Origin of the sequence: Sphingobacterium sp. LZ11T8 (assembly GCF_024261425.1) — a bacterium.
In the GTDB taxonomy this organism is placed as follows: Bacteria; Bacteroidota; Bacteroidia; order Sphingobacteriales; family Sphingobacteriaceae; genus Sphingobacterium.
On record NZ_JANBZY010000001.1, the window covers coordinates 14,938 to 39,108 of the forward strand.

Annotated in this window: 22 protein-coding genes; 6 read left to right on the top strand and 16 right to left on the bottom strand. The window is 39.5% G+C overall.

Annotation, left to right across the window (positions count from 1 at the left end):
* Positions 1-234 precede the first annotated feature (234 nt).
* Positions 235-618, top strand: coding sequence for a diacylglycerol kinase (locus NLF99_RS00065; RefSeq protein ID WP_254526321.1), 384 nt, complete (start codon positions 235-237; stop codon positions 616-618).
* Positions 619-629: 11 nt separating this feature from the next.
* On the opposite strand, the gene NLF99_RS00070 is transcribed toward NLF99_RS00065, so the two are convergent.
* The gene (locus NLF99_RS00070; RefSeq protein ID WP_254526322.1) at positions 630-1,928 is read right to left on the bottom strand and encodes a serine hydrolase; all 1,299 of its coding nucleotides are present in this window, start codon (positions 1,926-1,928) and stop codon (positions 630-632) included.
* 363 nt (positions 1,929-2,291) lie between these two features.
* The gene (locus NLF99_RS00075) at positions 2,292-4,706 is read right to left on the bottom strand and encodes an outer membrane beta-barrel protein (RefSeq protein ID WP_254526323.1); all 2,415 of its coding nucleotides are present in this window, start codon (positions 4,704-4,706) and stop codon (positions 2,292-2,294) included.
* Between the two features lie 265 nt (positions 4,707-4,971).
* Here NLF99_RS00075 and NLF99_RS00080 point away from each other — a divergent pair, with 265 nt between their 5' ends.
* The 3 genes from NLF99_RS00080 (at position 4,972) to NLF99_RS00090 (ending at position 8,817) form a co-directional block, all read left to right on the top strand.
* Positions 4,972-5,970 carry a helix-turn-helix domain-containing protein gene (locus NLF99_RS00080; RefSeq protein WP_254526324.1) on the top strand — a complete coding sequence of 333 codons (999 nt, stop codon included), beginning with the start codon at positions 4,972-4,974 and terminating at the stop codon, positions 5,968-5,970.
* Positions 5,971-6,066: 96 nt separating this feature from the next.
* Positions 6,067-7,278 carry a bifunctional 3,4-dihydroxy-2-butanone-4-phosphate synthase/GTP cyclohydrolase II gene (locus NLF99_RS00085; RefSeq protein WP_185210858.1) on the top strand — a complete coding sequence of 404 codons (1,212 nt, stop codon included), beginning with the start codon at positions 6,067-6,069 and terminating at the stop codon, positions 7,276-7,278.
* Between the two features lie 105 nt (positions 7,279-7,383).
* Positions 7,384-8,817, top strand: coding sequence for an NAD-dependent succinate-semialdehyde dehydrogenase (locus NLF99_RS00090; protein WP_254526325.1), 1,434 nt, complete (start codon positions 7,384-7,386; stop codon positions 8,815-8,817).
* 12 nt (positions 8,818-8,829) lie between these two features.
* Here NLF99_RS00090 and NLF99_RS00095 read toward each other — a convergent pair whose 3' ends face one another.
* The 6 genes from NLF99_RS00095 to NLF99_RS00120 form a co-directional block, all read right to left on the bottom strand.
* Complete coding sequence (locus NLF99_RS00095; RefSeq protein WP_254526326.1) at positions 8,830-9,336, bottom strand: hypothetical protein; 507 nt, start codon at positions 9,334-9,336, stop codon at positions 8,830-8,832.
* A 10-nt stretch (positions 9,337-9,346) separates the two neighbouring features.
* The gene (gene hemJ / locus NLF99_RS00100) at positions 9,347-9,898 is read right to left on the bottom strand and encodes a protoporphyrinogen oxidase HemJ (RefSeq protein ID WP_254526327.1); all 552 of its coding nucleotides are present in this window, start codon (positions 9,896-9,898) and stop codon (positions 9,347-9,349) included.
* Between the two features lie 129 nt (positions 9,899-10,027).
* A complete protein-coding gene (hemE, locus tag NLF99_RS00105; RefSeq protein WP_254526927.1) occupies positions 10,028-11,053 on the bottom strand; it encodes a uroporphyrinogen decarboxylase in 1,026 nt (341 codons plus the stop codon).
* Between the two features lie 11 nt (positions 11,054-11,064).
* Positions 11,065-11,580, bottom strand: a complete 516-nt coding sequence (locus tag NLF99_RS00110; RefSeq protein ID WP_185210867.1) for a hypothetical protein — start codon at positions 11,578-11,580, stop codon at positions 11,065-11,067.
* Between the two features lie 8 nt (positions 11,581-11,588).
* Positions 11,589-12,296, bottom strand: a complete 708-nt coding sequence (locus tag NLF99_RS00115) for a response regulator transcription factor (RefSeq protein ID WP_185210868.1) — start codon at positions 12,294-12,296, stop codon at positions 11,589-11,591.
* Complete coding sequence (locus NLF99_RS00120) at positions 12,286-13,161, bottom strand: sensor histidine kinase KdpD (protein ID WP_185210870.1); 876 nt, start codon at positions 13,159-13,161, stop codon at positions 12,286-12,288. The genes NLF99_RS00115 and NLF99_RS00120 overlap by 11 nt, the downstream gene beginning before the upstream one ends.
* Before the next feature lie 120 nt (positions 13,162-13,281).
* Between NLF99_RS00120 and NLF99_RS00125 the strand changes: the two genes are divergently transcribed.
* Complete coding sequence (locus NLF99_RS00125) at positions 13,282-13,983, top strand: YjjG family noncanonical pyrimidine nucleotidase (RefSeq protein ID WP_254526328.1); 702 nt, start codon at positions 13,282-13,284, stop codon at positions 13,981-13,983.
* Between the two features lie 26 nt (positions 13,984-14,009).
* Here NLF99_RS00125 and NLF99_RS00130 read toward each other — a convergent pair whose 3' ends face one another.
* From NLF99_RS00130 to NLF99_RS00150, 5 genes are all read right to left on the bottom strand, one after another.
* Complete coding sequence (locus tag NLF99_RS00130) at positions 14,010-14,621, bottom strand: SGNH/GDSL hydrolase family protein (protein ID WP_254526329.1); 612 nt, start codon at positions 14,619-14,621, stop codon at positions 14,010-14,012.
* Between the two features lie 5 nt (positions 14,622-14,626).
* Positions 14,627-15,112: an SGNH/GDSL hydrolase N-terminal domain-containing protein gene (locus NLF99_RS00135; protein ID WP_254526330.1), complete on the bottom strand. Its 486-nt coding sequence runs from the start codon at positions 15,110-15,112 to the stop codon at positions 14,627-14,629.
* The gene (locus NLF99_RS00140; RefSeq protein ID WP_185210874.1) at positions 15,112-15,930 is read right to left on the bottom strand and encodes a DUF1080 domain-containing protein; all 819 of its coding nucleotides are present in this window, start codon (positions 15,928-15,930) and stop codon (positions 15,112-15,114) included. The genes NLF99_RS00135 and NLF99_RS00140 overlap by 1 nt, the downstream gene beginning before the upstream one ends.
* A gap of 58 nt (positions 15,931-15,988) precedes the next feature.
* Entirely contained in the window at positions 15,989-18,481 is a 2,493-nt protein-coding gene (locus NLF99_RS00145; protein WP_254526331.1) for a TonB-dependent receptor, read from the bottom strand.
* An 87-nt stretch (positions 18,482-18,568) separates the two neighbouring features.
* Positions 18,569-18,850 carry an ATP-dependent Clp protease adaptor ClpS gene (locus tag NLF99_RS00150; protein ID WP_093098694.1) on the bottom strand — a complete coding sequence of 94 codons (282 nt, stop codon included), beginning with the start codon at positions 18,848-18,850 and terminating at the stop codon, positions 18,569-18,571.
* Positions 18,851-18,918: 68 nt separating this feature from the next.
* Between NLF99_RS00150 and NLF99_RS00155 the strand changes: the two genes are divergently transcribed.
* The gene (locus tag NLF99_RS00155) at positions 18,919-19,968 is read left to right on the top strand and encodes a 3-oxoacyl-ACP synthase III family protein (protein WP_254526332.1); all 1,050 of its coding nucleotides are present in this window, start codon (positions 18,919-18,921) and stop codon (positions 19,966-19,968) included.
* Between the two features lie 59 nt (positions 19,969-20,027).
* Here the strand turns inward: NLF99_RS00155 and NLF99_RS00160 are convergent, their stop codons facing one another.
* From NLF99_RS00160 to atpA, 3 genes are all read right to left on the bottom strand, one after another.
* Entirely contained in the window at positions 20,028-20,717 is a 690-nt protein-coding gene (locus NLF99_RS00160) for a sterol desaturase family protein (RefSeq protein WP_237219437.1), read from the bottom strand.
* An 867-nt stretch (positions 20,718-21,584) separates the two neighbouring features.
* Positions 21,585-22,466: an ATP synthase F1 subunit gamma gene (atpG, locus tag NLF99_RS00165; RefSeq protein ID WP_185210879.1), complete on the bottom strand. Its 882-nt coding sequence runs from the start codon at positions 22,464-22,466 to the stop codon at positions 21,585-21,587.
* Between the two features lie 105 nt (positions 22,467-22,571).
* Entirely contained in the window at positions 22,572-24,146 is a 1,575-nt protein-coding gene (gene atpA / locus NLF99_RS00170) for a F0F1 ATP synthase subunit alpha (RefSeq protein WP_254526333.1), read from the bottom strand.
* Positions 24,147-24,171: the final 25 nt, after the last annotated feature.

A 24,171-nucleotide genomic window follows, 5' to 3' on the forward strand; every position in this document is an offset into this window, starting at 1 on the left:
AGTTTGATTTTCTCTCATACTCAAAGGAAATAAAATGCTATTAGAGGGGTATAAGTGTGATATTAGAATGAAATTAGAAATTAAAATATCTCGATTTTTGGGTGAAATCTTAATATTTTATGACAAAATATTTTATTCCATCAAATTCTCATTAATTGTCCCTAACTTTTTCAAATAAACAGGAATTGATACCTTTGAGAAAATCCAGTTCGGCAATAATTATCATAAAGAGAAATGTCCAAAGAAAAAGAGCCATTCAGCCTTAAAAAAAGAATCAAGAGTTTTGAATATTCCTTTGCTGGATTAGTTCATCTTTTGAAGCTTGAACATAATGCCAGGATCCATGTCATTGCTGCAATCATGGTCGTGGTTGCCGGTTGGTTACTTGAAATAAGTAGTATGGAGTGGGTTGCAATCGTGATTTGCATTGGTTTTGTTTTTACTACGGAGACCTTAAATACTTCAATAGAAAATATCTGTGACCATTTGACCACAGATATTCATCCTCATATTAAGATCATCAAAGATTTAGCATCTGGAGCTGTTTTAATCAGCGCAGTGACCGCTGTTGTAGTTGCTTTGATTATATTTTTACCTAAAATTCTCAGTCTTGTCTGAGAGCCTTCTGGTTATTTCTTGTTCAACAGATAGTTTGCTACGGCATCATAAGCGGGCAGAGAGTATGGATCATTGGCGGTGTTGCTTGCCACCGGGTGGGAAGCCAATCTAACCAAGACCATTTCGGCGGTTGGATCTATGTAAATCGTCTGTCCATGCACGCCCCTTGCGCAGAATGCACCATGCTTATTGTTGGATATCCACCACATATTGCGGTAGCTCCAGTCCTTTAAATTGCTGTAGCCTGCTTTGGCAAAATCCGATTGCTTCCCTCCTTTACGGATATCATCAATAACCTCCTTCTTTAATACCTGTTTGCCATTGAACTGACCATTGTTTCGGATCATCTCCCCAAACATGGCCAAATCCCTCAGGTTGGCATTAAAGCCACCGCCTGCAAACGCAATTCCAGAGCGGTCAATTTGATAATATCCATCGTGATGAGCTCCGATGGGTTTCCAAATCTTTTCTGAAAGCAATTCAGGGATGCTTTTACCAGTTGCCCTACTGATTACCCAGCCCATTGCATCGGTGTTAATGGTTTTATAACCAAAAGCTTCGCCATGCTTCCCTGCTTTTTTTACAGTTTCAAGAAACTCATAATAATTGGTCGGCCCTTTGTAATCTTTAGGAACCGGAACTGGATTTCCTGCTGCCGAAAACACCCAAATGTCTGCATTCGGATCAGCATAATCCTCCGAATAATCCAGGGAAGTGGTCATATCCAAGACCTGTCTGACAGTAGCATCTCCGAAGGCCGAGTTCTTGAGTTCTGGGACATAATCCTGGACTAATTTATTTTCATCCAATATGCCCTCAGCAACCAAGCTGGCCCCTAAAGTACCTGTAAAAGTTTTGCTTACAGACATTACTGCATGGGTACCCTCCTGATCCAGCTCTGCAAAATATTTTTCATAAATAATTTTCCCTTTATGCAGAATGATAATGCCATCGGCATAAGTCTTATCCAATGATTCTTTAAAGTTTATTGGAGATTTTTCTCCCAATGGAATAAAAGTCACCTTATCCAATTCACTGTCTATTTTGCTTTCAAAGCTATATCTATCATTTTGATTTGCCTGAACCACTTTGGTCGGCATAAATTCACGCATATGACAGACACTATAGCGTAAGCCTGGAAATTGAAAAAAACTGCCATCAAACAGGGACAGGGTGCTGTCTTTAGCAGGTGGAAAGCCTTTCATCCACCCCATTTCTTTGGGATTTGATTGTTCTGCCGTTAAATTGTTTTGTGCGCTCAAGGTAGTACAGATTGATAAATTGATTAAACAGATTAATAGTTTTTTCATAATATTTCAAAGGTAGTGTATCTGAATTAATAGCTGGAGCCAAAAAATTGTTTGGAATGAATCAATAGTACGCGATAGAATATCGAATCTCGTCAACTACCTGTTAATATAGTGTAGATATTTGTTAATTAAGGCAAAGTTCCTTAAGGCTAATTATATTATTTTCGATTATTCAAAAACATGTAAGAATTTGTAAAAAGATTTGATATGTGGGGAATAATTAACCTAAACCTATTTTAAATGGCTTAATCTATTTCCTCACATTTAACAAATCATTCTTAATAAAGAGTTAGTTAGTCAATATAGTTTTTAATTTGGTTTAAATCCACCTTGGGGAAGGTGGATTTTTCATTATCGATTGGGTTAACTTCCTCCCCTTACCCGATTCTGTTCATCACTTTCCTTTTTCCTATGTCTTCCATTGAGGTCCTTTCCAAGTTTTATGGTTGCTGAAAAAATGAAAGTCCTACTATCAAGGTTAAAGTTCTGTTTCATCCTTACTCCACCGGCATAAGATTCGGTTTGATAGGTCATAGATTTGAAGATATCATTGACCGCCAGTTTTAGGGCGACCTTATCACTCCCTATATTTTTCATTATTCCTGCAGACATAAAACCAAATCCTTTTTGACGTAATACCCCATCTGTTTGTGGAGAATTGTATTGTCCATTTAACTCTAAGGACCATTTTTTTGGCAGTTTAAAGATATTATTGGATTGGATTGTATAGGACCATTCACGGTTATCAATTTTTTCTTGGTTAAACTCACCGAAATAGTGGTTTTCAAAAATATTGACGTTATTAATGGTTGTCCAAAAATTCAGGGGAACATAGGAATGGTTGACATTCACACCCTTGTTCCGGAAGCCTTCAATATTGGCAATGGACCGAATAGTCACGTTTTGAGCTGGGATTTGCGTCAATACACTTGTCATCACATCCTTCACATCGGTATAATAGAAGGATGCATGCAGGTTCTTTCCAAAGCTATAATTCAATTCAAACACATTGGCTAATTCGGGTTGCAAAAGAGGGTTTCCTTCGTAGAAAACAAATGCATCGATATAATAGCGAAAGGGATTCAGATCTCCATAGTCAGGTCTATTGACTCTTTTACTATATGAAAACTGCACATTATGTTTTTCTCCAATTTTTTTACTGATGGAGGTACTTGGAAACCAGTTGGTATAATTTCGTTCATTTTGAAGTTTACTGGTCAGTTGATTCCCTAATGAATAGGTCTTTTCAACCCTTAGGCCAGCCGTGAAATTCCAGTCGTTCGATTCTAAATTATAATTAGCATATCCAGCATGTATATGCTCCTCGTAAAGAAAATGATTGCTGGTGCTTCCATCATTCACCCAGTTACCTGCCTTTAAGGTATCATTGATCGCATTATTATCGGCATTCATAAAACTGCTTTTCCAACCTAGTTCCAATCGCTGATGCTCATTGATATGTTGTAAATAGTCAAGCTTGCCTACATATAATTTGGTAATTGAGGGGGTTTGGTTCTTTCTTTTGGAAAGAAAGGCGGGCTGATGGATGGTCTTTTGAAAATCAGAGGTCAATTTTTGATCCGCTTTATAATCGGCATTTAGGTATTCAAAGTCTGCAGACAGTAAATTCTCCTTCGAACCTATTTTCTGCTGCAAATTGGCCATTAAGGTATGGGTATTCCATTTACTGATATTGCTGTTATCGGTCAATGAATTGGAAATAAGCTCTTCATTACTGAAAAGGATATTGTTGTAACCTTGGTTAAAGTTCTTATAGGTTCCAAAGCTTCCTGACCAGCCAATACCCAAACTGAGTTTTTCAGTAGCCTGAAAATCAATACCCGCCTTTGCATTATTAGTCTGTAGGGGTTCGTTGGTATGGGAATATTGAATGGACTTTCTGCTTAGGGATTCTGTTGGATTCTTTTCAAAGAAGCGGCTAAAGGTTCGATATTCTTCTTCACCTCTAAAGCCTTTGTCAAAACCTAAGATAAAGTTCCACTTGTTCTTTTGACTATTCAGGTTAAAACCGGCGCCATATCTTTCTTTCCTTCCAGCTCCCCCATAACTATTGACCGACAGATTGAAGCCTGCCTTTTTATCATTCTTCATAACAATATTGATCATACCACCCATTCCCTGGGCATCGTATTTAGCGGAGGGATTCGTAATCAATTCGACACTTTTGATGGATGATGAGGATGTCCCTTTTAGCAAAGTTGCAAGATCCCGAGGGGATAAATAGGACAATTTACCATTGATCATTACGGCGACATCAGACTTTCCGCGCATGCTGATATTACCATCGTCATCCACTTTAACAGCCGGAGCTCGTTGAAGGATTTCTAGAGCTGTCATACCGTCGGAAAGGATACTGTTTTCAATATTGATTACCATTCGGTCAGAGAGTCTTTCAATTAACTTTCTTTCACCCTTAATTTCTATTTCTTCTAAGGATTGAGAGGAAGGAAATAGGTTTATGCTTCCCAGATCAACATGTTTGGAAGCTAAGTGAAGATCTTTTTTAATATAATTAGAATAACCAAGATATGATATTTGTAGATCATAGTTTCCATATTCCAGTTCGAGAGTAAAATAGCCTTTCTGGTCAGTTGAAATCACTTGTTTGGTGTTATTGGAAGTCGATTTAAGCAATACGGTCACTTGACCTAGAGGTTCATTATTTTCATTGTGCACCAATCCTTTAATAACGGACTGAGCTTGAACTGTAAGGGAAAACAACAATAGAATGGTGCATAGTTTGATTTGTAATAGCATAATAAATAATTAAAATTCACTGTTTTATTTGTTGTTTTCATAAGTAGTCTGCGTTTTATCGGACGGTTTCCAACATTTTATCTTTCTTTTCATCCTGACCCGGAAACAGCCTACTGAACTAGAATCCTTATTTCTTACTGCGTTGAAGACAGACAGTTCCCCAAACTGTCCAAGAAACCTATTTAGAATAATTATAAATAATGCTGCAAAAGTATTACTTTTGAATACCCCTTGATAACAAAAAAGGGATATTCAACAACAAATAATGGATAAATTACCGTCAATTACATTTAAGGAATTCTATGCTAGGGAGCAACTGAATGATCAATTGACAAATGCTGAAAACTTACAAATAGACAATGGTTTTTCGAGCAGGTTTCTGTCCAATGAATACATGGAAGGAAGGTTGTTAGAGTTTAATGATGAGTCCATATCCATCAAATATCAAGAATGGAATCTTTTTAAGCCTTTTAAATTAAGCATCCAGCATGATTCGCATCTGATAAAAGTCCAATTTGAAATTGAAGGAAATTGCCATTTCGAAAGTAAAAACCATTATTGCATCATAATTCCAAGCAACCACTATCAATTCATAAATATTCCCAATCCCCAAGGACACATTGCTTACAATAGCTCTCGAAAGGTATTGGACATCTATATGGATCAGGAATTTCTATTCCAGTTGTTAGGGACCCAAGGCTATTCAGAGCAACAGTTAAAAGCGCATTTCCTTTTAAAAAATTACACTTTCTGTAGAAAAGCGACACTGATAACTGCCCAACAACAACAGCTGATCCAGGATTTGCTTCATCACCAATACCAATCCGACTTCGCAAAACAATTCATTCGAATCAAAGCCATAGAATTAATGATAACGGTCTTTGCTGGAGCAAACAACCAGATCAACCAAGTTAAATGGAATCAATCTGATATCGATAACATGATGTCATTGAAGGAGTTTTTAGACCAAAACTATCATCAGGACCTACGTATCAAGACTTTATGTAGGCAATTTGGAATCAATGAATTTAAACTTAAAAACTGCTTTAAAGAACTCTTTGGCGACACCGTCTTTGTGTACATCCGGAGGCAAAAGATGAAAAAAGCACAGGAACTCTTAAGAAACCCAGAATTAGAGATCAAGGAAATCGCATATTTAACTGGTTTTAAATATGCACATCACTTCTCTAAAGTGTACTTTGACCATTATCAGATTCGGCCAAGCGAGTACAGAAACAAGCATATGCCCGTTGAGGTCGATTAGATTCAGTTGGTTTGCTTACCCAATAGCGTTTTTATGACAACTTACTTATAAAATAATGGCTAAATACCCCTACCTTTGCATTAATATTTAAAACAAATGAAAATTCAATTAAATACGATTGAAGAAGCAATCGAAGACATTAAAGCTGGAAAGGTTATCATTGTTGTAGACGATGAAGACCGTGAGAATGAAGGAGACTTTGTAACCGCAGCTAGAAATGCCACTCCAGAGGTCATTAATTTTATGGCCACACATGGTAGAGGCTTGGTATGTGCTCCATTGACCGAAGAACGTTGTAAGGAATTAAACTTAGGTTTAATGGTCAACAACAATACAGCTGTATATGAAACCAACTTCACTGTATCTGTAGACCTTCAAGGGTATGGCTGTACCACTGGTATTTCAGCTTCTGACCGTTCAAAAACAATCAAAGCATTAATTGATCCCAATATAAAGCCTGAGGAATTAGGTCGTCCTGGTCACATTTTCCCATTGATCGCAAAAGATGGTGGGGTATTGCGCAGGACCGGTCATACAGAAGCTTCAGTAGATTTAGCTCGTCTTGCGGGTTTTGAACCAGCAGGTGTGCTAGTCGAGATCTTGAAGGATGATGGTGAAATGGCTCGCCTTCCAGATTTAATAAAGGTTGCAGAGAAATTCGACCTTAAGATCATCTCTATTGAAGACCTTATTGAATATCGCTTGAAGCATGATACGCTGATCCAAGAGGAAGTAAGTGTTGAAATGCCAACAGAATGGGGTGATTTCAAAATGAAAGCATTTACCCAAAAGAATACAGGCGAACAGCATTTGGCCCTATACAAAGGTGAATGGAAAGAAGATGAACCTATCTTGGTACGTGTGCACAGCTCATGCGTCACCGGCGATATCTTCGGCTCATGCCGTTGCGATTGTGGTCCTCAGCTCCATAAAGCTATGGAGATGATCCAGAAAGAAGGAAAAGGTATTATCGTTTATATGAACCAAGAAGGTAGAGGAATCGGCCTTGTCAATAAATTACATGCCTATAAACTTCAAGAAACTGGCGTTGACACCGTTGATGCAAACCTAGAATTAGGTTTCAAACCAGATTTACGTGATTATGGTGTTGGAGCTCAGATCTTGAGATACATGGGTGTCACCAAAATGCGCCTAATGTCCAACAATCCAACTAAACGTGCAGGATTGATCGGTTATGGTCTTGAAGTGGTCGATAATGTACCAATCGAAATCATTCCCAACAAATACAACGAAGCATATTTGAAAACAAAAAGAGACAAAATGGGTCACACCCTAAGTAATCTTTAAAAAATAACAATGGAGGCCTAAAAACCTCCATTTTGTTTTTATCTAAGGTCTTTATTCTTGGCTTAAACATTTACCATTCCCATTTGTTCGAATAAAAAATTGACTATGAAGAATTCGCTATTAATAGAAAAAGCATATTTGAATGGATCTTTTATCAGTTCCAAAGACACATTTGAAGTCATCAATCCCTCTACTTTAAAACCTGTAGGATCTTTACCAAACTTAACGGTAAAAGACTGTCAGAAATTTATTGACACCGCCTACAAAGCTTGGGACCCTTGGAAGCATACACCTGTAGGCGAAAGATCTAAAATCTTAAGGAATCTTTACAACCTGATCAATGAGCATAAACAGGAACTCGCAGAGATCATGACCCTAGAGAGTGGCAAACCTATTAAGGAATCCTTAACCGAGGTCGATTATGCCAATTCATTTATTGACTGGTTTGCGGAAGAAGGAAAACGTGCTTATGGGGAAACCATCCCCTCACTTGCTGGAAACGCTAGGATGCAAACCATCAAACAAGGTGTTGGTGTCGTTGCGGCGATTACCCCTTGGAACTTCCCTTTGGCGATGATCACACGTAAAGTTGGCCCTGCCTTGGCAGCCGGTTGTACCGTCGTACTGAAACCCGCCTCCCAAACACCCTTCTCCGCTATTGCATTGGCAAAATTAGCCGATGAAGCCGGAGTTCCGAAGGGAGTATTGAATGTCATTACCTCCAAAGACAGCAAAGGAATAGGAAAAGAATTAGCCACTAATGAGAAAATCAGGAAGATTTCCTTTACAGGATCTACCTCGGTTGGTCGGACCCTTATGGAACAGGCAGCTTCAACGATCAAAAGGATCTCCCTTGAACTTGGTGGAAATGCCCCATTCCTGGTATTCAACAATGCAGATATTGACAAAGCTGTTGAAGGTGCAGTGGCAGGTAAGTTTAGGAATACAGGACAAACCTGTGTTTCCATCAATAGATTCTATGTTCAGGAGGATATTTACGATGAATTCACCAAAAAACTAAGCAAAGCAGTAAAAGCATTGGAAGTTGGGGATGGCTTAAAGAAAACATCTCAGGTCGGTCCATTAATCAATAAAGAAGGACTTAAAAAAGTTGAAGAACATGTGCAAGATGCTATTGACAAAGGAGCAAAAATTGAGACCGGTGGAAAAGCAATGAAAGGTTTATTCTATGAACCAACGGTCCTTTCCAATATGCCTGCCCATAGTATCATTGCAACGGAAGAGACCTTCGGCCCTATATGTGCTTTATTCAAATTCAAGACTGAAGAAGAGGCAATCAAATTGGCCAACGACACTCCATTTGGCCTAGCATCCTATTTCTTTAGCCAAGATGTACATCAATGTTTCCGCGTTGCGGAGCAATTGGAAGCCGGCATGGTAGGAGTAAATACAGGATTGATTTCGAATGCTTCAGCACCTTTTGGAGGCGTTAAACAATCCGGTTTAGGTAGAGAAGGGTCAAAATATGGTCTCGATGAGTATATCGAGGTAAAATATATCTGTTTTGGAGGCAATTAACCTCCAAAACAATTACCAAATATGATATCTCAGTCCCAACATCACATAATTGGGCTCAGTAACTTCATCTTTAAATTGATATTTCACTTTATATCCTGTATAAAGAGATAAATCTACACTTGGGAAATAATAACTGATCCCTACTTGCCCATTAGCTTTGGTAAAGTTTTCCTTTCTAGGCATGGGCTCATCCCCTTCAGCGCCAACTGCATTTTCATAGGTAAAGAACTCTTGTCCCAAACCTGCACCCAAGAAGATATTGAAATTGGATTTCTCCTTATTAAAAATACTCACAAGATAGTCGGCACCAACAGCCAGTAGATCTCCTCTTCCATGAATCTGGGCTTGGACCGCAGATCGATTCGTAAAATCATACTTACCCTGAACCCCGAAACTGGCATTATAAGCTGCATCGTCTAATTTTAGATCACTGTAAATCCCAAAGGCCCAATCATGCTCCTGCGCATGTAGGGAAATAGGAAAAATAAAAGCACATAATATCCAAAGTAATTTCTTCATAGCATATAAATTAGTCAACCTGCTCCCCTTTACTCTTTCGGTATTTCTTATAAAGCTTAACAAGTATCATCAGTAAAATTCCCAACCCAAAGATTCCCAGAACACCAAATACCCATCCTATTGCAGATTTAAGGATCACCAGGAAGACAATAGCAAACAAGATAATCGTAGAAACCTCATTCCACATCCGTAGATGCGTTGAGGTCCAATTGGACTTTTCATCCCTTAACCTGTACATGATCTTTTGGGAGATAAAGTGATAGGCTATCAAGGCCGCAACAAAACCCAACTTGATCTGCATCCATCCTGTAGACAACAGCACTGGATTGATATAGAGCATGACCAAGGCAGAAATAATGACTAAATACATTGAAGGCGTTGTGATCACCCACCACAGCCTATTCTCCATAATAACAAATTGCTTATGCAGAACTTGATATTCGATTTCAGATTTCTGTTTGGCTTCCGTATGATAGACAAACAACCTCGGCATATAAAAAAGCCCAGCCATCCAGCAGATAACAAAAATAATATGGATTGCTTTCGCGTATAGATAGACCATAATTTGTATTAATCCTCAAAAATATAAATTAAATCAGCAAATATTGACATGATAGGGTAATGAATTAATAGCTAAAAAGAAAGGAGCTGCCACATCGTGACAGCTCCCATATCTAAATTTGATATTTTCTTAGTATCTGAATTCCTTAATGGTTTCTACAGCGTATTTCACGTTGTCAAAAGGAATATCAGGCATGATACCGTGTCCAAGGTTAAAGATGAATCCATCCTCTCCACGCATACGTTCAAATAGATCTAAGATCTTTTTCTTGATCACTGGCTTATCTGCATAAAGCACAAATGGATCCAGGTTACCCTGAACAGCCATATTGTTAGGCAATGATTTTTTGATGTTCAATAAATCAGCATTCCAATCTACAGAAACCACATCTGGTTGTGCTTCTGCCATAATCGGTGCAAATACAGAACTTCCCTTACAGAAAGAAATAACCGGTACGTCTTTTCTGTTCAATTTAGAAATAATGTATTTATTGTATTTATGCGAAAACTCATGGTAATCATTCCATGATAATGCCAATGCCCAGCTATCGAATAACTGCAACGCATTAACACCTGCATCGATTTGCATATTCATGTAATTGATCGTTACATCGGCAATCTTCTGCAAAATGGAATGTGCCAATTCAGGTTGATTGTTCAACAAGGTTTTAGTCAATTTGAAATCCTTGGAAGAACCACCTTCAACCAAATAGCTCAAAATGGTAAATGGCGCTCCTGCAAAACCGATCAAAGGCACTTTACCGTCTAATCGGCCTTGGATTACTTTGATGGCATCAGCAACATACTGTAGTTTATCCAAACAATCTACCGATAGATTCTCGGTATCTTGCACTGTCCTAATCGGATTGGAGAATCTCGGGCCTACACCTTGTTCAAAGGATAGGTCTCCCCCCATTGCCTCGGCCGTAACCAAGATATCCGAAAATAAAATAGCTGCATCAACACCTAATAGGTCTATTGGCAGCATGGTAACATCTGCGGCAATCTCAGGGGTTTTGCACATTTCCAAGAAAGAATACTTGTTCTTGATTTCCCAATATTCTTTCATAAACCTTCCTGCTTGACGCATCATCCATACTGGAGGTCGTTCCGTAGGCTGCGACAACGCAGCGCGAATCAATAGATCGTTTTTCAAATTTTTGTCCACTACTTATTCTTATTTACTTCGTTTTGTATTTTCTCAATAATTGACTGTTGTCTGGCCGTCAGCCTCAATTTACTCGCCACATCCAAATAGGCCTGCACTCTTTCATAATCATGCTTCCTCAAGTTGATGTTCGCTAGATTGATCAGGACCATTCCCTTTTCATTGTCCTTACGCCAAGGCAACCTTGAGGCTAGCTGAAAATGATATTCGGCCTCCTCGATCCTATCCTCCTTCAAGGCTATATTGCCCATCATAAACTCATAAAAGTTTCTCCTTCCTTTACGTAGTTTATCCGGATTCTTGATCTCAGCCAGCAATCTCTTTGTTTTCTCGTAATCTTGCTTATGAAAAGCTTGGGTCGCCAAGTAAACGGTGCCCTCTTTCAGGTAGCTCCATACCAAATAGGTAATACCTCCAAAGATATAGACCGCAATATTATAATGCTTGGCATAAATGGCATACAATAGAAAAGCAATCGCAATTGCGATTACTATTTTTCGAGCTTGATTAGTCATCTATTCGTTTAGTTCGAGTTGTCTGTAAACTTATAACCGACTCCACGGATGGAATGGAAATAAATCGGATGCTTTTGATCAGGTTCAAAATACTTCCTAAAGGTCAAGATAAAATTATCGATCGTACGTGTTGATGGGTACACATCATAATTCCAAACTGTCTCCAAGATCTGCTCACGGGAAACTGCCTCATTTCTGCGCTCTATCAATAATTTAAGCAACATCGTTTCTTTCTTTGTCAAAGAAGTAATGCTACCATCAGCATGATGTAGCTCAAAGGAATTGAAATAGATGGTCTTGTCACCAATACTGTATGAATTCAACTCTTTTAGGTCATCTCCTTTCATACCACGGCGGATCAGGTTGCTCACGCGCAAAATCAGCTCTTCCAAGTTAAATGGTTTCACTAAATAATCGTCAGCTCCCTTTTTAAGGCCTGTAATACGGTCTTCTGAACTGTTTTTGGCCGTCAAGAACATAATAGGAACTTCCGAATTCTGAAGCCTTATGGTTTCTGCAACTTGGAAGCCATCGATTTCCGGAATCATTACATCCAGGATAATCAGGTTAAAACGTTCTTCCTTAAATATTTTTAATGCTTTTTTACCATCTGTTGCCGTCGTCACACGGTAGCCTTCAAGCTCTAGATTCAACTTGATCGCTTCTAACAGATGTTCCTCATCTTCAACTAATAGTATACGTTGTTTAGTTTGCATAATTTTCAAAAATTACTTCAAAGATACTCCCAGTAGGGGTATTATCCTTTACCCTAATGGTTGCATTGTGTTTTTGTAATACTGTCTTAACAATATATAACCCTAAACCAGTGCCTTTGGTTTTTCGGGTCGCTTCACTACCTACTCTATAAAACTTATTAAATATAAGTTTTTTTTCATCATCAGGTATTCCTTCGCCATGATCTGTAACCGAAAATAACAGGTTATTGCCCTGTTTCTTCAACTTGACATAAACAGTTGCACAAGGAGGTGAATATTTTACAGCGTTTTCAATCAAGTTTGTAATCACATTGCTAATCGCAAATTTATCTGCCTTCAACTCAATATCTCCGTCCAAATCAGGCTTGATGACTTGGGATTTACAGGCATTCTTCTGCAATCTATCCACGATCTGCTCCACCAATTCAGTGACATTAAAAGCCTCTTTCGGCAGTTGATAGGCTCTATTCTCTAATTTAGTCGTCAACAGGATGTTTTCAACCAGATCATCCAAGCGTTCGATATCCTTTAGGGAATTCCCTAAAAAGACCTTCTGCTGCTCTCTATCCAGATCACGTTTCAATATCGTTTGAATATAGAGTTTTACAGATGCTAAGGGGGATTTAAGCTCATGAGTGATGGCCAATAGGAAGTTCTGCTGTTGCTGGCTGATCTCATGTTCTCTTTTTACATGTTTCTTCAGCTTCAAAGCTCCCCATATAAAGATCAACAAGAAAATCAGACCTTCTCCTATGATCATTCCCTTGCGGTCGGGTTCAAACTTTACTAAGATAAATCCCCACCACAATAATTGGGTAATCGCATAAAAGACAAGAAAATAAAATAGAAATAAAGCTTTTCTCATACTTGATGTTTCCTGCGCAAATGTACTCAAATACGGCTTCATTAGGAAGCAAGCCATACTTTATGACAGTAAACTTAGATTCCTGGTTGATTCAGCCAGCTATTGACCTTATATTTGCACATGTTCAACGATAAAAAACACTTATTTTTCGATTTAGACCATACCATTTGGGATTTTGATAGAAATGCCGAAGAAACCCTGCATGAACTTTATTTCAGATATTCCTTCAACGATATCTTCAATTTACCCACTTCGGAAAGGTTCATTGCCACCTATACTGAAAACAATCATCGTCTATGGAACCTGTATCACCATGGTAAGATAGATAAACCAACCTTGAGAAAATTGAGGTTTGCCGATACTTTCACCCAATTAGGGGTCAATCCAGAATTGTTCCCATTGGCTTTTGAAGAAGAATACCTAGAAATCTGTCCCACCAAGACCAATCTGTTTCCTAATGCACATGAGACCTTGGCTTACTTAAAGGACAGATATACCCTGCACTTGATTTCAAATGGCTTTAAAGAGGCCTGTGAGAAAAAATTACAGTATAGCAATCTTGCTCCCTACTTCGAAACCATTGTCATTTCAGAGATCATCGGTATCAATAAACCCGATATCCGAATCTTTGAACATGCCTTAAATAATGGTGGCGCGAATAAAACCGAAGCGGTCATGATTGGGGATAACTTAGATGCTGATGTTCGTGGAGCACAGAATGCAGGCTTGGAAGCCATTTTCTTCAATCCACTCGAGGTTGAGAAACCTGAAGATGTCAATCACATGATCAAGGATTTAAAAGAGTTACAACAGCTATTTTAATCCTGATAGCTGTTGTAACCCATATTTTATTTCAAGATACTCTTCAATAATTTGGTATAGGCGGCAGCGATTTTCTCCATTCCATAGTCATTTGGATGGGCATAGTCCACCGTTGAATTCCTATCCAATCCGATTTCCTTTTCTGATAGCCAATAAAGATTTTTATCTCCCTGTCCTTGCAAAGCTTTCACGGCCTTTTCAGCAACTCTTGAACGACTTTGGTAGTCTGCATTGGTCTTCATGTTGAAAACCCCTGGAACCTCACTAGAACTGTGTGCAGCAATGACGATTGGCGTCTTAGGATGCTTTTCCCTGATGGTCTTGACAGCATTGTTGATCAAGCCAGTCAATTTATCTTTCCCATCCTCTCCCGCTACCGATAGGTTGGGGATACAATCCAGAATAAATACAGCAGCATCTTCCTGCTTGATCAAGTCTAAAATAGGTTGCTCCAACCTGCCATTTCCAATGAATGCCAAATTAACAACATCGTGGTCAAAGTTCCTACCCATCCAATTGGTCCAGCCTAAACCTGGCCTAGATGCACAGGCACCTTGAGCAATGGAAGTTCCATATACAATGATAGGCTTGCTCTTCTGATGGATAAAGTTCAGATCACCAGCTACCCCAATTTCCATCCATTTTACGGAATTATATAGCGGGAGGTATAACCTAATATATTTCCCGAAAGGGATCCAAAATCTTCATAGGTATAGCCAATGGTATCTTTGAAACTATATTTCCCATGTATCCAATTCCATTCTTTCTCGTTAGGTGCTTTGGTATAAAGGTCCAAACCACTTACCCCCGTAGTTGGCATATGCGGCATATTCAGCCCTCCCGCAACTTGATAGCGAATGGAAAAGGAAGCTGCTGAAGTCTTGAACTCAACATAAACACCTGCTGCATCCTGACCCAAATTCCAGACTGCATCCCGAACCTCCCCTTTCAATGCCAATGGTAATCTGGCGTAGCCGTCATGAGCTCCTATAGCCTTAACCCTGCCCTTCAACGCACTTTCTTTCAGCACATCATGCCATTTGATCTCTTGTGCGGAAGCTATCAATAGCAGCATACAAAAAAGAGAGCTCAAAAAGCTCTCTTTCCAATGTCTTAATAATTTAAACATTATAATTCTTTTACAGTGATATTTCTCAACCATACATCATCACCGTGATCTTGGAATCCGATCACACCTGATTTCGATTTACCACCTACGTTATTCAATAACTCAAATGCCAAAGGCCATTTTTCCTTGCTGAATTTACTAGCTTCCAATAATTGAGTCCACTCAGGAGTCCACAATTCATATTCAACAACTTTCTCGTCGTTCTGGTAATGCGTTACTTTTCCTTTGCTAACAACAATCTTAGCTCTGTTCCACTCGCCTGCAGGGAATGCATTTTGAGGTTTCGCAGGGATCATATCATACAATGAAGATGATTTACGGTTTCCATCAACACCTTGTTTTGCATCAGGGTGGTTTTCATTATCCAATAACTGGAACTCAGGACTTGAAATGTAAATTGGCTGTCCTTTGATTTCTTTAGCCAAGAAGAAGGTTCCAGAGTTTCCTCCTTTTGAAATCTTCCACTCAAATTCCAGTTCAAAGTTTTTGAAATCATGAGCGAAGATCAAATCTCCACCTTCAGGATTTTGTACACCAGCAGGTGCTTTTGAAAACTTCAAGGTTCCGTTATCAATGCCCCATTTACTTGGCACATGGTCTTTGCCGTAGCCTCTCCATCCATTCAATGATGTTCCATCAAATAGAACGTATGCTCCAGCGGAGTTCTTTTTAAAATCTTTAAGGGATACTTTAGGCAGGTCCAGTACTTCATAGGCAGGAACATCTGCTCCTTTTTGCGTGGAAGCGTTCTTGGTTGCACATGAGGCAACTGTCAATCCGATTGCGCCTACTAATACATACATAAAGTTTCTTTTCATAGTATAAAGTTGATTAAGTGAAAATCTAATTTAAATAATCTTATCGTAAAATCAAGTATTAAAATTGTTGACCGCCCATATCGTCCATGTCAGGACCTTGTTGCTCACGGTCTTTTCTTCCAAAATTTTGAAGACCAAATCGGTAGGTAAATGACAAAGTAATCATCCTCTTCATCCATCTATGCGAAAACTGCATTTCACGGTTCGGCAAGTAATTGTGCATTTGGAATTTGCGCGTATTGAATGCATCTCGTACATTCAGCATTAAACTACCCTTGTTCTTCAACACATCCTTTTTCAAGGCCACATCAACTCCACGCATAGGCTTCATTTCACCTTGCATGGTCTTCATTCCACTTCTATAATCTCCTCTGACCTGAGCAGAAAAAGTAGGTGTGATTTTTAGGTTTGTCGTCAGGTTTCCGTTCCAGTTGAACGACTCTCTGCCTTCAAGTCCCAGACCGGCTTTTGGATGGAAAGTAATTTGTGAAAGATTGGCATTTGCTGTAACATCCCACCACTTGGTTAAATTAACCTTGGATATCAACTCAAATCCAAAAGCATCCAGATCCGATGCATTTTCCCATTTCATATAGGTTACATTCGTCCTATCTCCTACAATATCAGCAATCAAGCTTTCATCATAGATCACCGGCTGGGTTTGATCGTTCACACGACGATAAAACACCGATGAAATAAAGTTCCATTTCTCATAAAACTTTGAAAAGCTCAATTCAGTGGAATGAATATCTTCTGGTAGCAAGTTAGGATTACCCTGACGGTAATTCTGAACATCTGAAACATCGATAAATGGGTTCACTTGCCATCCCCTTGGGCGCTGCACACGGCGTGAATAACTTAACTGCACTTTGTCTCCCTGTCCTTTTCCTACAGCATAACTTAAGAAAACACTTGGATATAGGCGGAAATAATCCAATTTACCTTGGTCACTCTTAATAATGCTTGGGTTATCTAAATCATGCGAATAGATATTGGTATTCAGGTTTGCTTGCTCAGCCCTTAAGCCAACTTGTGCTCCTAATTTCTCTGTAATCTGTTTTTGGTAATTGGCATATAGCGCATGAACGGTGCTCGTCATGTCAAAATCGTTCGTAATCCGATAATCAGGAAGAAATTGCTGGGTTAATGAATCAAGCTCTTCTGAATATTGACTTTCATCGGAATACCTTAAGATACTGCGATATCCAGCCTCGAATTTATGGTTCTCACCTAATGGCAGAACATAATCCAATTGCATGTTCCAGTTCTTACCGGACTCTGAGGTATTGTTCACACGCTTCAGATCCGCATTCCCGTTTGCAAATGTTTGATGGAAATCATTTACACCATCCTCTGTATCATAACCAAAGGAAACATTGGCCGTCAACTCTTCCCCTTCACGCTTTAATGTACGCTTAAAATCTACTTGGGCATCAATTCCCAAATCATCTTCATTCTGCAAGGAATTACGGAAACTGGTCGTCCCCAATCCTGGAACATTCCAATAATTATAGTTGATATCATTCCCACGTTCATTATCCCTTAAGCTCAAGTTGGTGGTCAAGCTCAAGGTTGTCTTATCGTTCATATAATAATCTGTACCGAATCGGATCGTATGGTTGTACCCTAGTCGATTGCTTTCTTCGATACTTTGGGTCCTAGGGCTTTCATTGGTTATTCCCCCATTGATATAATCGATGTTATCTGAAAAGCCACTCCCTAAATTATTACGGCGACTGAAATTATAGTTTCCAAAATAATTCACCTTGCCATCTCTATAATTAAGGGTCACTCCAGCATTTGCATTTTCATAGGAACCACCCGAAGCTGTTACCGATCCATTCAGGCCTAAGCGGGCATTTTTCTTAAGGATAATATTGATGATACCTGATTGTCCTTCTGCATCATATTTTGCAGAGGGGTTGGTAATGATTTCAACCTTGGCAATAGCATCTGCTGGCAAGGATTGTAGAAAAGCATTGATATCCGATCCTGCCATAGCCGATTCTTTTCCATCGACCAAGAATCGTACACTACTCGATCCACGAAGACTGATGCTCCCATCAGACTCTACCTGCAGCGTAGGGACATTGCCCAACAGGTCCTGCGCAGATCCGCCAACACTGACCATACTTTGGGAAACATCAAAAACCTTCTTGTCAATGCCAATCTGAAGGTCAGGAACCCTACCTTGAACAACCACTTCAGAGATCTTCTCCCCTTCTTCAGCCAATACAATAGCACCCAAGTCTATATCTTTACCCGCTGTAACAACAAAATTATTACGAGTATAGGTAGCAAAACCAATATAGGTCACTTGAAGGTTATAGGTTCCAGGGTCAACATCTGGGATAGAAAAAGAACCATTGGCGCTAGTTTGTTGGCCACGGATATATGCATTGTTCACATTCGACAGCAAGCTTACACTGGCTCCGATTGCCGGCCTGATACTATCTTGTTCTAAAATTCGACCTTGAATATCGACTTTCTGGGCAAATAAAATAATAGGGAATAATAAAAATAAACTGCTTAGGCATCTTTTCAATAGCATTTTGGATCTTTCTTAGTGTTTTCAGCCACAAAGTTGCGCAATAATTAAGAAAGTTAAATGCTCGTAACTGTATTATTACGAGGGTATTTATTCCACCGAAACGGTTAATCCTTCAGTTTTTAGGATCTTTCGGTAGACCTCGACTTCGGTATAGGTACCTTCCAGGATAGTACACTTACCTTTGGTATGTACGGTCCAGGCGATACGTGATGCTTCAGCTTCGGAATATTGGAGGTAATGCATGAGACAGTGAATGACATGGTCAAAGGTATTGAAATCATCATTCCACAAAATCAACTTGTTGGAATCTTTGGTAACTGCAAGGATTTCTTCAAGGGTAAATGTTTCTTGTTCAACTTCAGTGCTCATACTGCAAAAATAGCTTATTTTTCAAATAAATCAGTAATTTAGCTGAATTGTTTATTAAAGTTAGACCTATGTTTCAATCAAGAATAGCCGGCTTGGGATACTATGTCCCAAAGAACGTATATACCAATAATGACCTGACCCGTTTTATGGACACAAGTGATGAATGGATTCAAGAGCGTACGGGGATTAAAGAACGTCGTTTCGCCGATAGAGTGGGTGAAACAACAACCAGTATGGCCGTAGAAGCTTCCAAAATTGCTATTGAAAGAGCAAATACCACTGCAGAAGAAATCGACTTTGTTATTTTTGCTACCCTTTCCCCTGATTACTATTTCCCGGGCTGTGGCGTTTTATTACAGCGCGAAATGGGCATGAAAGAAGTGGGTGCATTAGATGTTAGAAACCAATGTTCGGGGTTTATCTACGCCTTGTCCATTGCCGACCAGTTCATCAAAACAGGTATGTACAAAAATATCCTGGTAGTCGGTTCTGAAAAACACTCCTTCGCATTGGATTTCTCAACCCGTGGTCGCGCAGTTTCCGTAATTTTTGGCGATGGTGCAGGTGCTGTGGTATTGCAACCAACCAAAGAAGAAGGGAAAGGCATTTTGAGCACACACCTTCATTCTGATGGTGCCGAAGCAGAGAAACTGGCGATGTACTACCCTGGTGCTTCTGCTGGTTATTATTTGGGCGAACAGATGCCACAATGGCCAGACGTAGAATTGGGCGGTATGTTAATGACCAAAGAAATGCTGGAAGACGGTTCAGCATTCCCATATATGGATGGCCAAGCCGTATTCAAAAAAGCTGTCGTAAAATTCCCTGAAGTAATTGGGGAAGCTTTAGCAAAAAACAACCTGAAAACTGCAGATATTGACATGTTGATTCCTCATCAGGCAAACCTTCGTATTTCTCAGTTCGTCCAAAAGACTTTGGGCTTGTCAGACGACCAGGTTTTCAATAACATCCAGAAATATGGCAATACCACTGCTGCTTCGGTGCCCATTGCACTTTGCGAAGCTTGGGAGGAAGGTAAAATAAAAGATGGTGATTTGGTATGTCTGGCTGCTTTTGGCGCCGGATTCACCTGGGGATCAGCTTTGATTCGCTGGTAATACAAAATCAGCCATAATACAGAAGGGGGGCAGAAAATCTGAACCCCTTCTGTATATATTTAATTTAATTGTTGTTGCTGGACTTCCTTGAGTTCATTTGCTTTTTTCTTATCTGTTTGGGCAGCTTTCTTTTTGCTAAATCCAGAACCGAAGATTACATCCCAGATCGCTGAACTAACCCCAAAACCTTTTTCAGGTTCCGAGTAATGGTGCAACATGTGGTGATCCTTAATCCTTTTAAACAAGCCTGATTTAAAATTAGCATGATGCATCGCATAATGGCATTCATCATAGATCAGGTAACCCAATAAGAACCCCGAGAAGAATGCCGCTAAGGTATAGGGCGAAAAGAAAAAGCTAAAGATAAAATAGATGATTGCTGCCATTGGGATACTTGCAGAAAGTGGCATAACCAATCGCAAGCGATCCTTAGGATAGTCATGGTGTACCCCATGGAAAATAAAATGCACTCTTTTACCGAATTTTGAACTCGGTTCATAATGGAAAACCCATCTATGCAACACATATTCCGCCAAAGTCCAAAACAACAGACCAAAGATATAGTACATCACAACAGTACCAACTGACAATCCCCCAGGGACCAATGCCCTCCAAATAAAAAAGATCTTAACAGGAATCCAAAATATCAATGGAACAGAATAATGTACCTTGGTCAACGATTCAAGAAAATCATTCTTGAACATTCTCGAAGACTCTGTCGAATTGGAAACATATAATTTCTTTGCCATACCCTAAATAATTTCATTTACACCCAAGGTTAATCGAATTAACCCTATCAAAGCTCACTGAGTTATAAAAACCCAACACAAATTTATAAAATTGCTCTTCAGAGCAAATTGAAAACTAAAATTTTGACAAAATTACGATAATAGTCAGAAATACAGAAGTCAAATGCGTAATATTAAGGTAATGTTGTCATAATATTAATCTTTCTGCTGTTAATAAATAGAACATCGTGGAAATGGAATGGTTTGCTTGGGATCGATATGAGATGGGAGATAGGAGATTTGAGTGGGTTTTGAACCAGGATTAAGGATTCGAAGATGGACCAAGATCTGTGCATGAACCAGGATTAAGGGATTAAAGGATAGACCAAGATAATATGCTAATTGATAAATATTCCACCCCTGCTGGATGTTTGGAAAATTAACAAACATTTATCCTTCCTCAGGAAGTCCTTTAGCCTCTGGCTCATTTCCAGTGGCGGAGAGATGGAAAGAATGCCGTTGACCTGTGCGATGGGATTGGCCTTGGAATGCTTTCAGAAGATCATCCCCTTAAAAGGGATGATCTATTGAAAGATATTCCCGACAACAAGGCATTCTATCCATGTGCGGGAGCCCGTGCGAAAAGCCACCTTAAATGGGCCGAAGCGTTTACGGATTCGAGTTGATTTTGGTATCCGTGAGCTCCTTCGTCGGTTTGGTTACTTTTGCGCTTCAAAAGTAACGAAGAATCTAAATTTTGTTTTTCCATAACTTAATGACATTACCCAGCAGGACTGAAATATTTTTCCAACAATCCAACCATAGCCAACAAAAAAGCCGTTATCAAATGATAACGGCTTTCCTTATACAAATTAATATTTTTATTTATTAGCCATTTGAAAGGGCTGCAGCACCAGAAACGATCTCTGTCAACTCTGTTGTAATTGCTGCTTGACGCGCTTGGTTGTACGACAGTTTCAATTGGCGTAACAAGTCTCCTGCGTTTTCTGTTGCTTTATCCATCGCAGTCATACGGGCACCATGCTCAGACGCATGTGAATCCAGTACTGCTTTGTATAACTGAATCTTGATTGCTTTAGGAATAAGCTCTTCAATGATTTTTTCTTTTGAAGGCTCGATGATATAATCCAATTCAGCAACATTGTCCTCTTCTTTATTCTCAGGCAAAAGAGGTAAAATCTGCTCTGATGTCAAGATTTGAACGGCTGCATTACGGAACTGGTTATATACCACCTCTACGCGGTCGATGTTTCCTTCTTTAAACTGTTCCATCACGTACTCCGTAATTTTCGAAACATTTTCGAAATCCAAATTGTTGAACAATTCGTTGTTATTACCGATTACCTTGAAATCACGTTTGCTGAAGAAATCCTGACCTCTTTTTCCGATTGCGATAATACTGACATCTCCTCTTGCGAATTGATCTGCATATTTCGTTGCAATCAAATTATTGGCAGTTTTAATGGCATTAGCATTGAAAGCTCCCGCTAAACCTCTGTTTGAGGTCACCACGATGATCAATACCTTCGTAGGGATACGATCTTGCGTGAATGGCGAATTATTACCTTCTACGGAGGCTGAAACCTGAGCCAAGATCTCCCTCAATTTTGTCGCATACGGACGCAATTGGATGATAGCATTGGTTGCACGTTTCAACTTCGCTGCAGATACCATTTTCATCGCTTTGGTAATCTGTTGCGTAGAAGATACGGAGGTAATACGATTTCTAACTTCTTTTAAGTTTGCCATAATTTCATTATAGATAAGAGACATTAGACACAAGACATAAGATCTTTCATGCGTTTTGAGGCGCCATCAAGGTCTATTGTCTAATGTCTAACATCTAATGTCTAATTAATATTTTGAAGCTAATTCCTTAGCTACTTTTTCTAATACATCAGTTAATTCATCAGAGAACTTACCAGCTTTAAGTGCTGACAATACTTCTGGATGACGTTGCTCTAGTTGAGTCAAGAATTCTTCTTCGAATTCTCTCACTTTGTTTACAGGAACGTTACGTAGTAAACCTTTTGTACCTGCGTAGATAATAGCAACTTGTTTCTCTACTGAAACTGGTGAATACTGACCTTGTTTCAAGATTTCCACGTTACGGATACCTTTGTCCAATACCGCTTTTGTAGCCGCATCTAAGTCAGAACCGAATTTCGCGAAAGCTTCCAATTCACGGTACTGCGCTTGATCTAATTTCAAGGTACCAGCAACTTTCTTCATTGATTTGATCTGCGCATTACCACCTACACGTGATACCGAGATACCTACGTTGATCGCTGGGCGGATACCTGCGTTGAACAAGTTCGACTCCAAGAAGATCTGACCATCTGTGATGGAAATTACGTTGGTAGGGATATATGCAGATACGTCACCCGCTTGAGTTTCAATGATCGGAAGTGCTGTTAATGAACCACCACCTTTCACTTTGTCTTTCAATGATGCAGGAAGGTCGTTCATGTTACGAGCGATCTCATCAGAACTATTGATCTTCGCAGCACGCTCTAATAGACGAGAGTGAAGGTAGAATACGTCTCCTGGATATGCCTCACGGCCTGGAGGACGTTTCAATAATAATGACACTTCACGGTAAGCAACCGCTTGTTTAGACAAGTCATCATAAACGATCAATGCCGGACGACCTGTATCACGGAAGTATTCACCGATAGCAGCACCCGCCATTGGCGCGTAGAACTGCATTGGAGCAGGATCCGCAGCTGATGCAGATACGATCACTGTGTATGGCATAGCACCTTTTTCCTCTAATGTACGAACGATGTTCGCTACTGTAGAGTTCTTTTGTCCTACCGCAACATATATACAGAATACTGGTTGACCAGCTTCGTAAAATTCTTTTTGATTCAAAATGGTGTCGATACAAACGGCAGTCTTACCAGTTTGACGGTCACCAATCACAAGCTCACGCTGTCCACGTCCGATTGGGATCATGGCATCGATCGCTTTAAGACCAGTCTGTAATGGTTCAGTTACTGGTTGACGGTAGATAACCCCAGGAGCTTTACGCTCGATTGGCATTTCGAAAGTCTCTCCAGTAATTGGGCCTTTACCATCGATAGGCTGACCTAATGTATTTACCACACGGCCTAACATACCTTCACCTACTTTAATAGATGCGATACGGTTAGTACGTTTGATAGTATCACCTTCTTTAATTTCATCCGATGGACCTAAAAGTACAACACCTACGTTGTCTTCTTCTAAGTTCATCACAATACCTTGTAGTCCATTCGCAAACTCAACCAACTCTCCTGATTGAACTTTTGTTAAGCCGTAAATACGCGCAATACCGTCACCTACTTGCAATACGGTACCCACTTCTTCTAAATCGGCTGCTGACTTAAAGCCTGACAATTGCTCTCTTAGAATTGCCGAAACTTCATCTGGTCTTACCTCTATCATTGTTGTAATTCGTATAAGGGGTTTT

Excerpts from the sequence above, each read along its gene's own strand:
- NLF99_RS00090 (WP_254526325.1), top strand. The coding sequence starts at position 7,384 with ATGAAGAATTCGCTATTAATAGAAAAAGCATATTTGAATGGATCTTTT.
- hemJ (WP_254526327.1), bottom strand. The coding sequence starts at position 9,898 with ATGGTCTATCTATACGCGAAAGCAATCCATATTATTTTTGTTATCTGC.
- NLF99_RS00110 (WP_185210867.1), bottom strand. The coding sequence starts at position 11,580 with ATGACTAATCAAGCTCGAAAAATAGTAATCGCAATTGCGATTGCTTTT.
- NLF99_RS00085 (WP_185210858.1), top strand. The coding sequence starts at position 6,067 with ATGAAAATTCAATTAAATACGATTGAAGAAGCAATCGAAGACATTAAA.
- NLF99_RS00130 (WP_254526329.1), bottom strand. The coding sequence starts at position 14,621 with ATGGAAATTGGGGTAGCTGGTGATCTGAACTTTATCCATCAGAAGAGC.
- NLF99_RS00140 (WP_185210874.1), bottom strand. The coding sequence starts at position 15,930 with ATGAAAAGAAACTTTATGTATGTATTAGTAGGCGCAATCGGATTGACA.
- NLF99_RS00150 (WP_093098694.1), bottom strand. The coding sequence starts at position 18,850 with ATGAGCACTGAAGTTGAACAAGAAACATTTACCCTTGAAGAAATCCTT.
- NLF99_RS00065 (WP_254526321.1), top strand. The coding sequence starts at position 235 with ATGTCCAAAGAAAAAGAGCCATTCAGCCTTAAAAAAAGAATCAAGAGT.
- NLF99_RS00080 (WP_254526324.1), top strand. The coding sequence starts at position 4,972 with ATGGATAAATTACCGTCAATTACATTTAAGGAATTCTATGCTAGGGAG.
- NLF99_RS00155 (WP_254526332.1), top strand. The coding sequence starts at position 18,919 with ATGTTTCAATCAAGAATAGCCGGCTTGGGATACTATGTCCCAAAGAAC.
- NLF99_RS00135 (WP_254526330.1), bottom strand. The coding sequence starts at position 15,112 with ATGTTTAAATTATTAAGACATTGGAAAGAGAGCTTTTTGAGCTCTCTT.
- NLF99_RS00075 (WP_254526323.1), bottom strand. The coding sequence starts at position 4,706 with ATGCTATTACAAATCAAACTATGCACCATTCTATTGTTGTTTTCCCTT.
- NLF99_RS00145 (WP_254526331.1), bottom strand. The coding sequence starts at position 18,481 with ATGCTATTGAAAAGATGCCTAAGCAGTTTATTTTTATTATTCCCTATT.
- atpA (WP_254526333.1), bottom strand. The coding sequence starts at position 24,146 with ATGATAGAGGTAAGACCAGATGAAGTTTCGGCAATTCTAAGAGAGCAA.
- atpG (WP_185210879.1), bottom strand. The coding sequence starts at position 22,466 with ATGGCAAACTTAAAAGAAGTTAGAAATCGTATTACCTCCGTATCTTCT.
- NLF99_RS00070 (WP_254526322.1), bottom strand. The coding sequence starts at position 1,928 with ATGAAAAAACTATTAATCTGTTTAATCAATTTATCAATCTGTACTACC.
- NLF99_RS00160 (WP_237219437.1), bottom strand. The coding sequence starts at position 20,717 with ATGGCAAAGAAATTATATGTTTCCAATTCGACAGAGTCTTCGAGAATG.
- NLF99_RS00115 (WP_185210868.1), bottom strand. The coding sequence starts at position 12,296 with ATGCAAACTAAACAACGTATACTATTAGTTGAAGATGAGGAACATCTG.
- NLF99_RS00095 (WP_254526326.1), bottom strand. The coding sequence starts at position 9,336 with ATGAAGAAATTACTTTGGATATTATGTGCTTTTATTTTTCCTATTTCC.
- NLF99_RS00125 (WP_254526328.1), top strand. The coding sequence starts at position 13,282 with ATGTTCAACGATAAAAAACACTTATTTTTCGATTTAGACCATACCATT.
- NLF99_RS00120 (WP_185210870.1), bottom strand. The coding sequence starts at position 13,161 with ATGAGAAAAGCTTTATTTCTATTTTATTTTCTTGTCTTTTATGCGATT.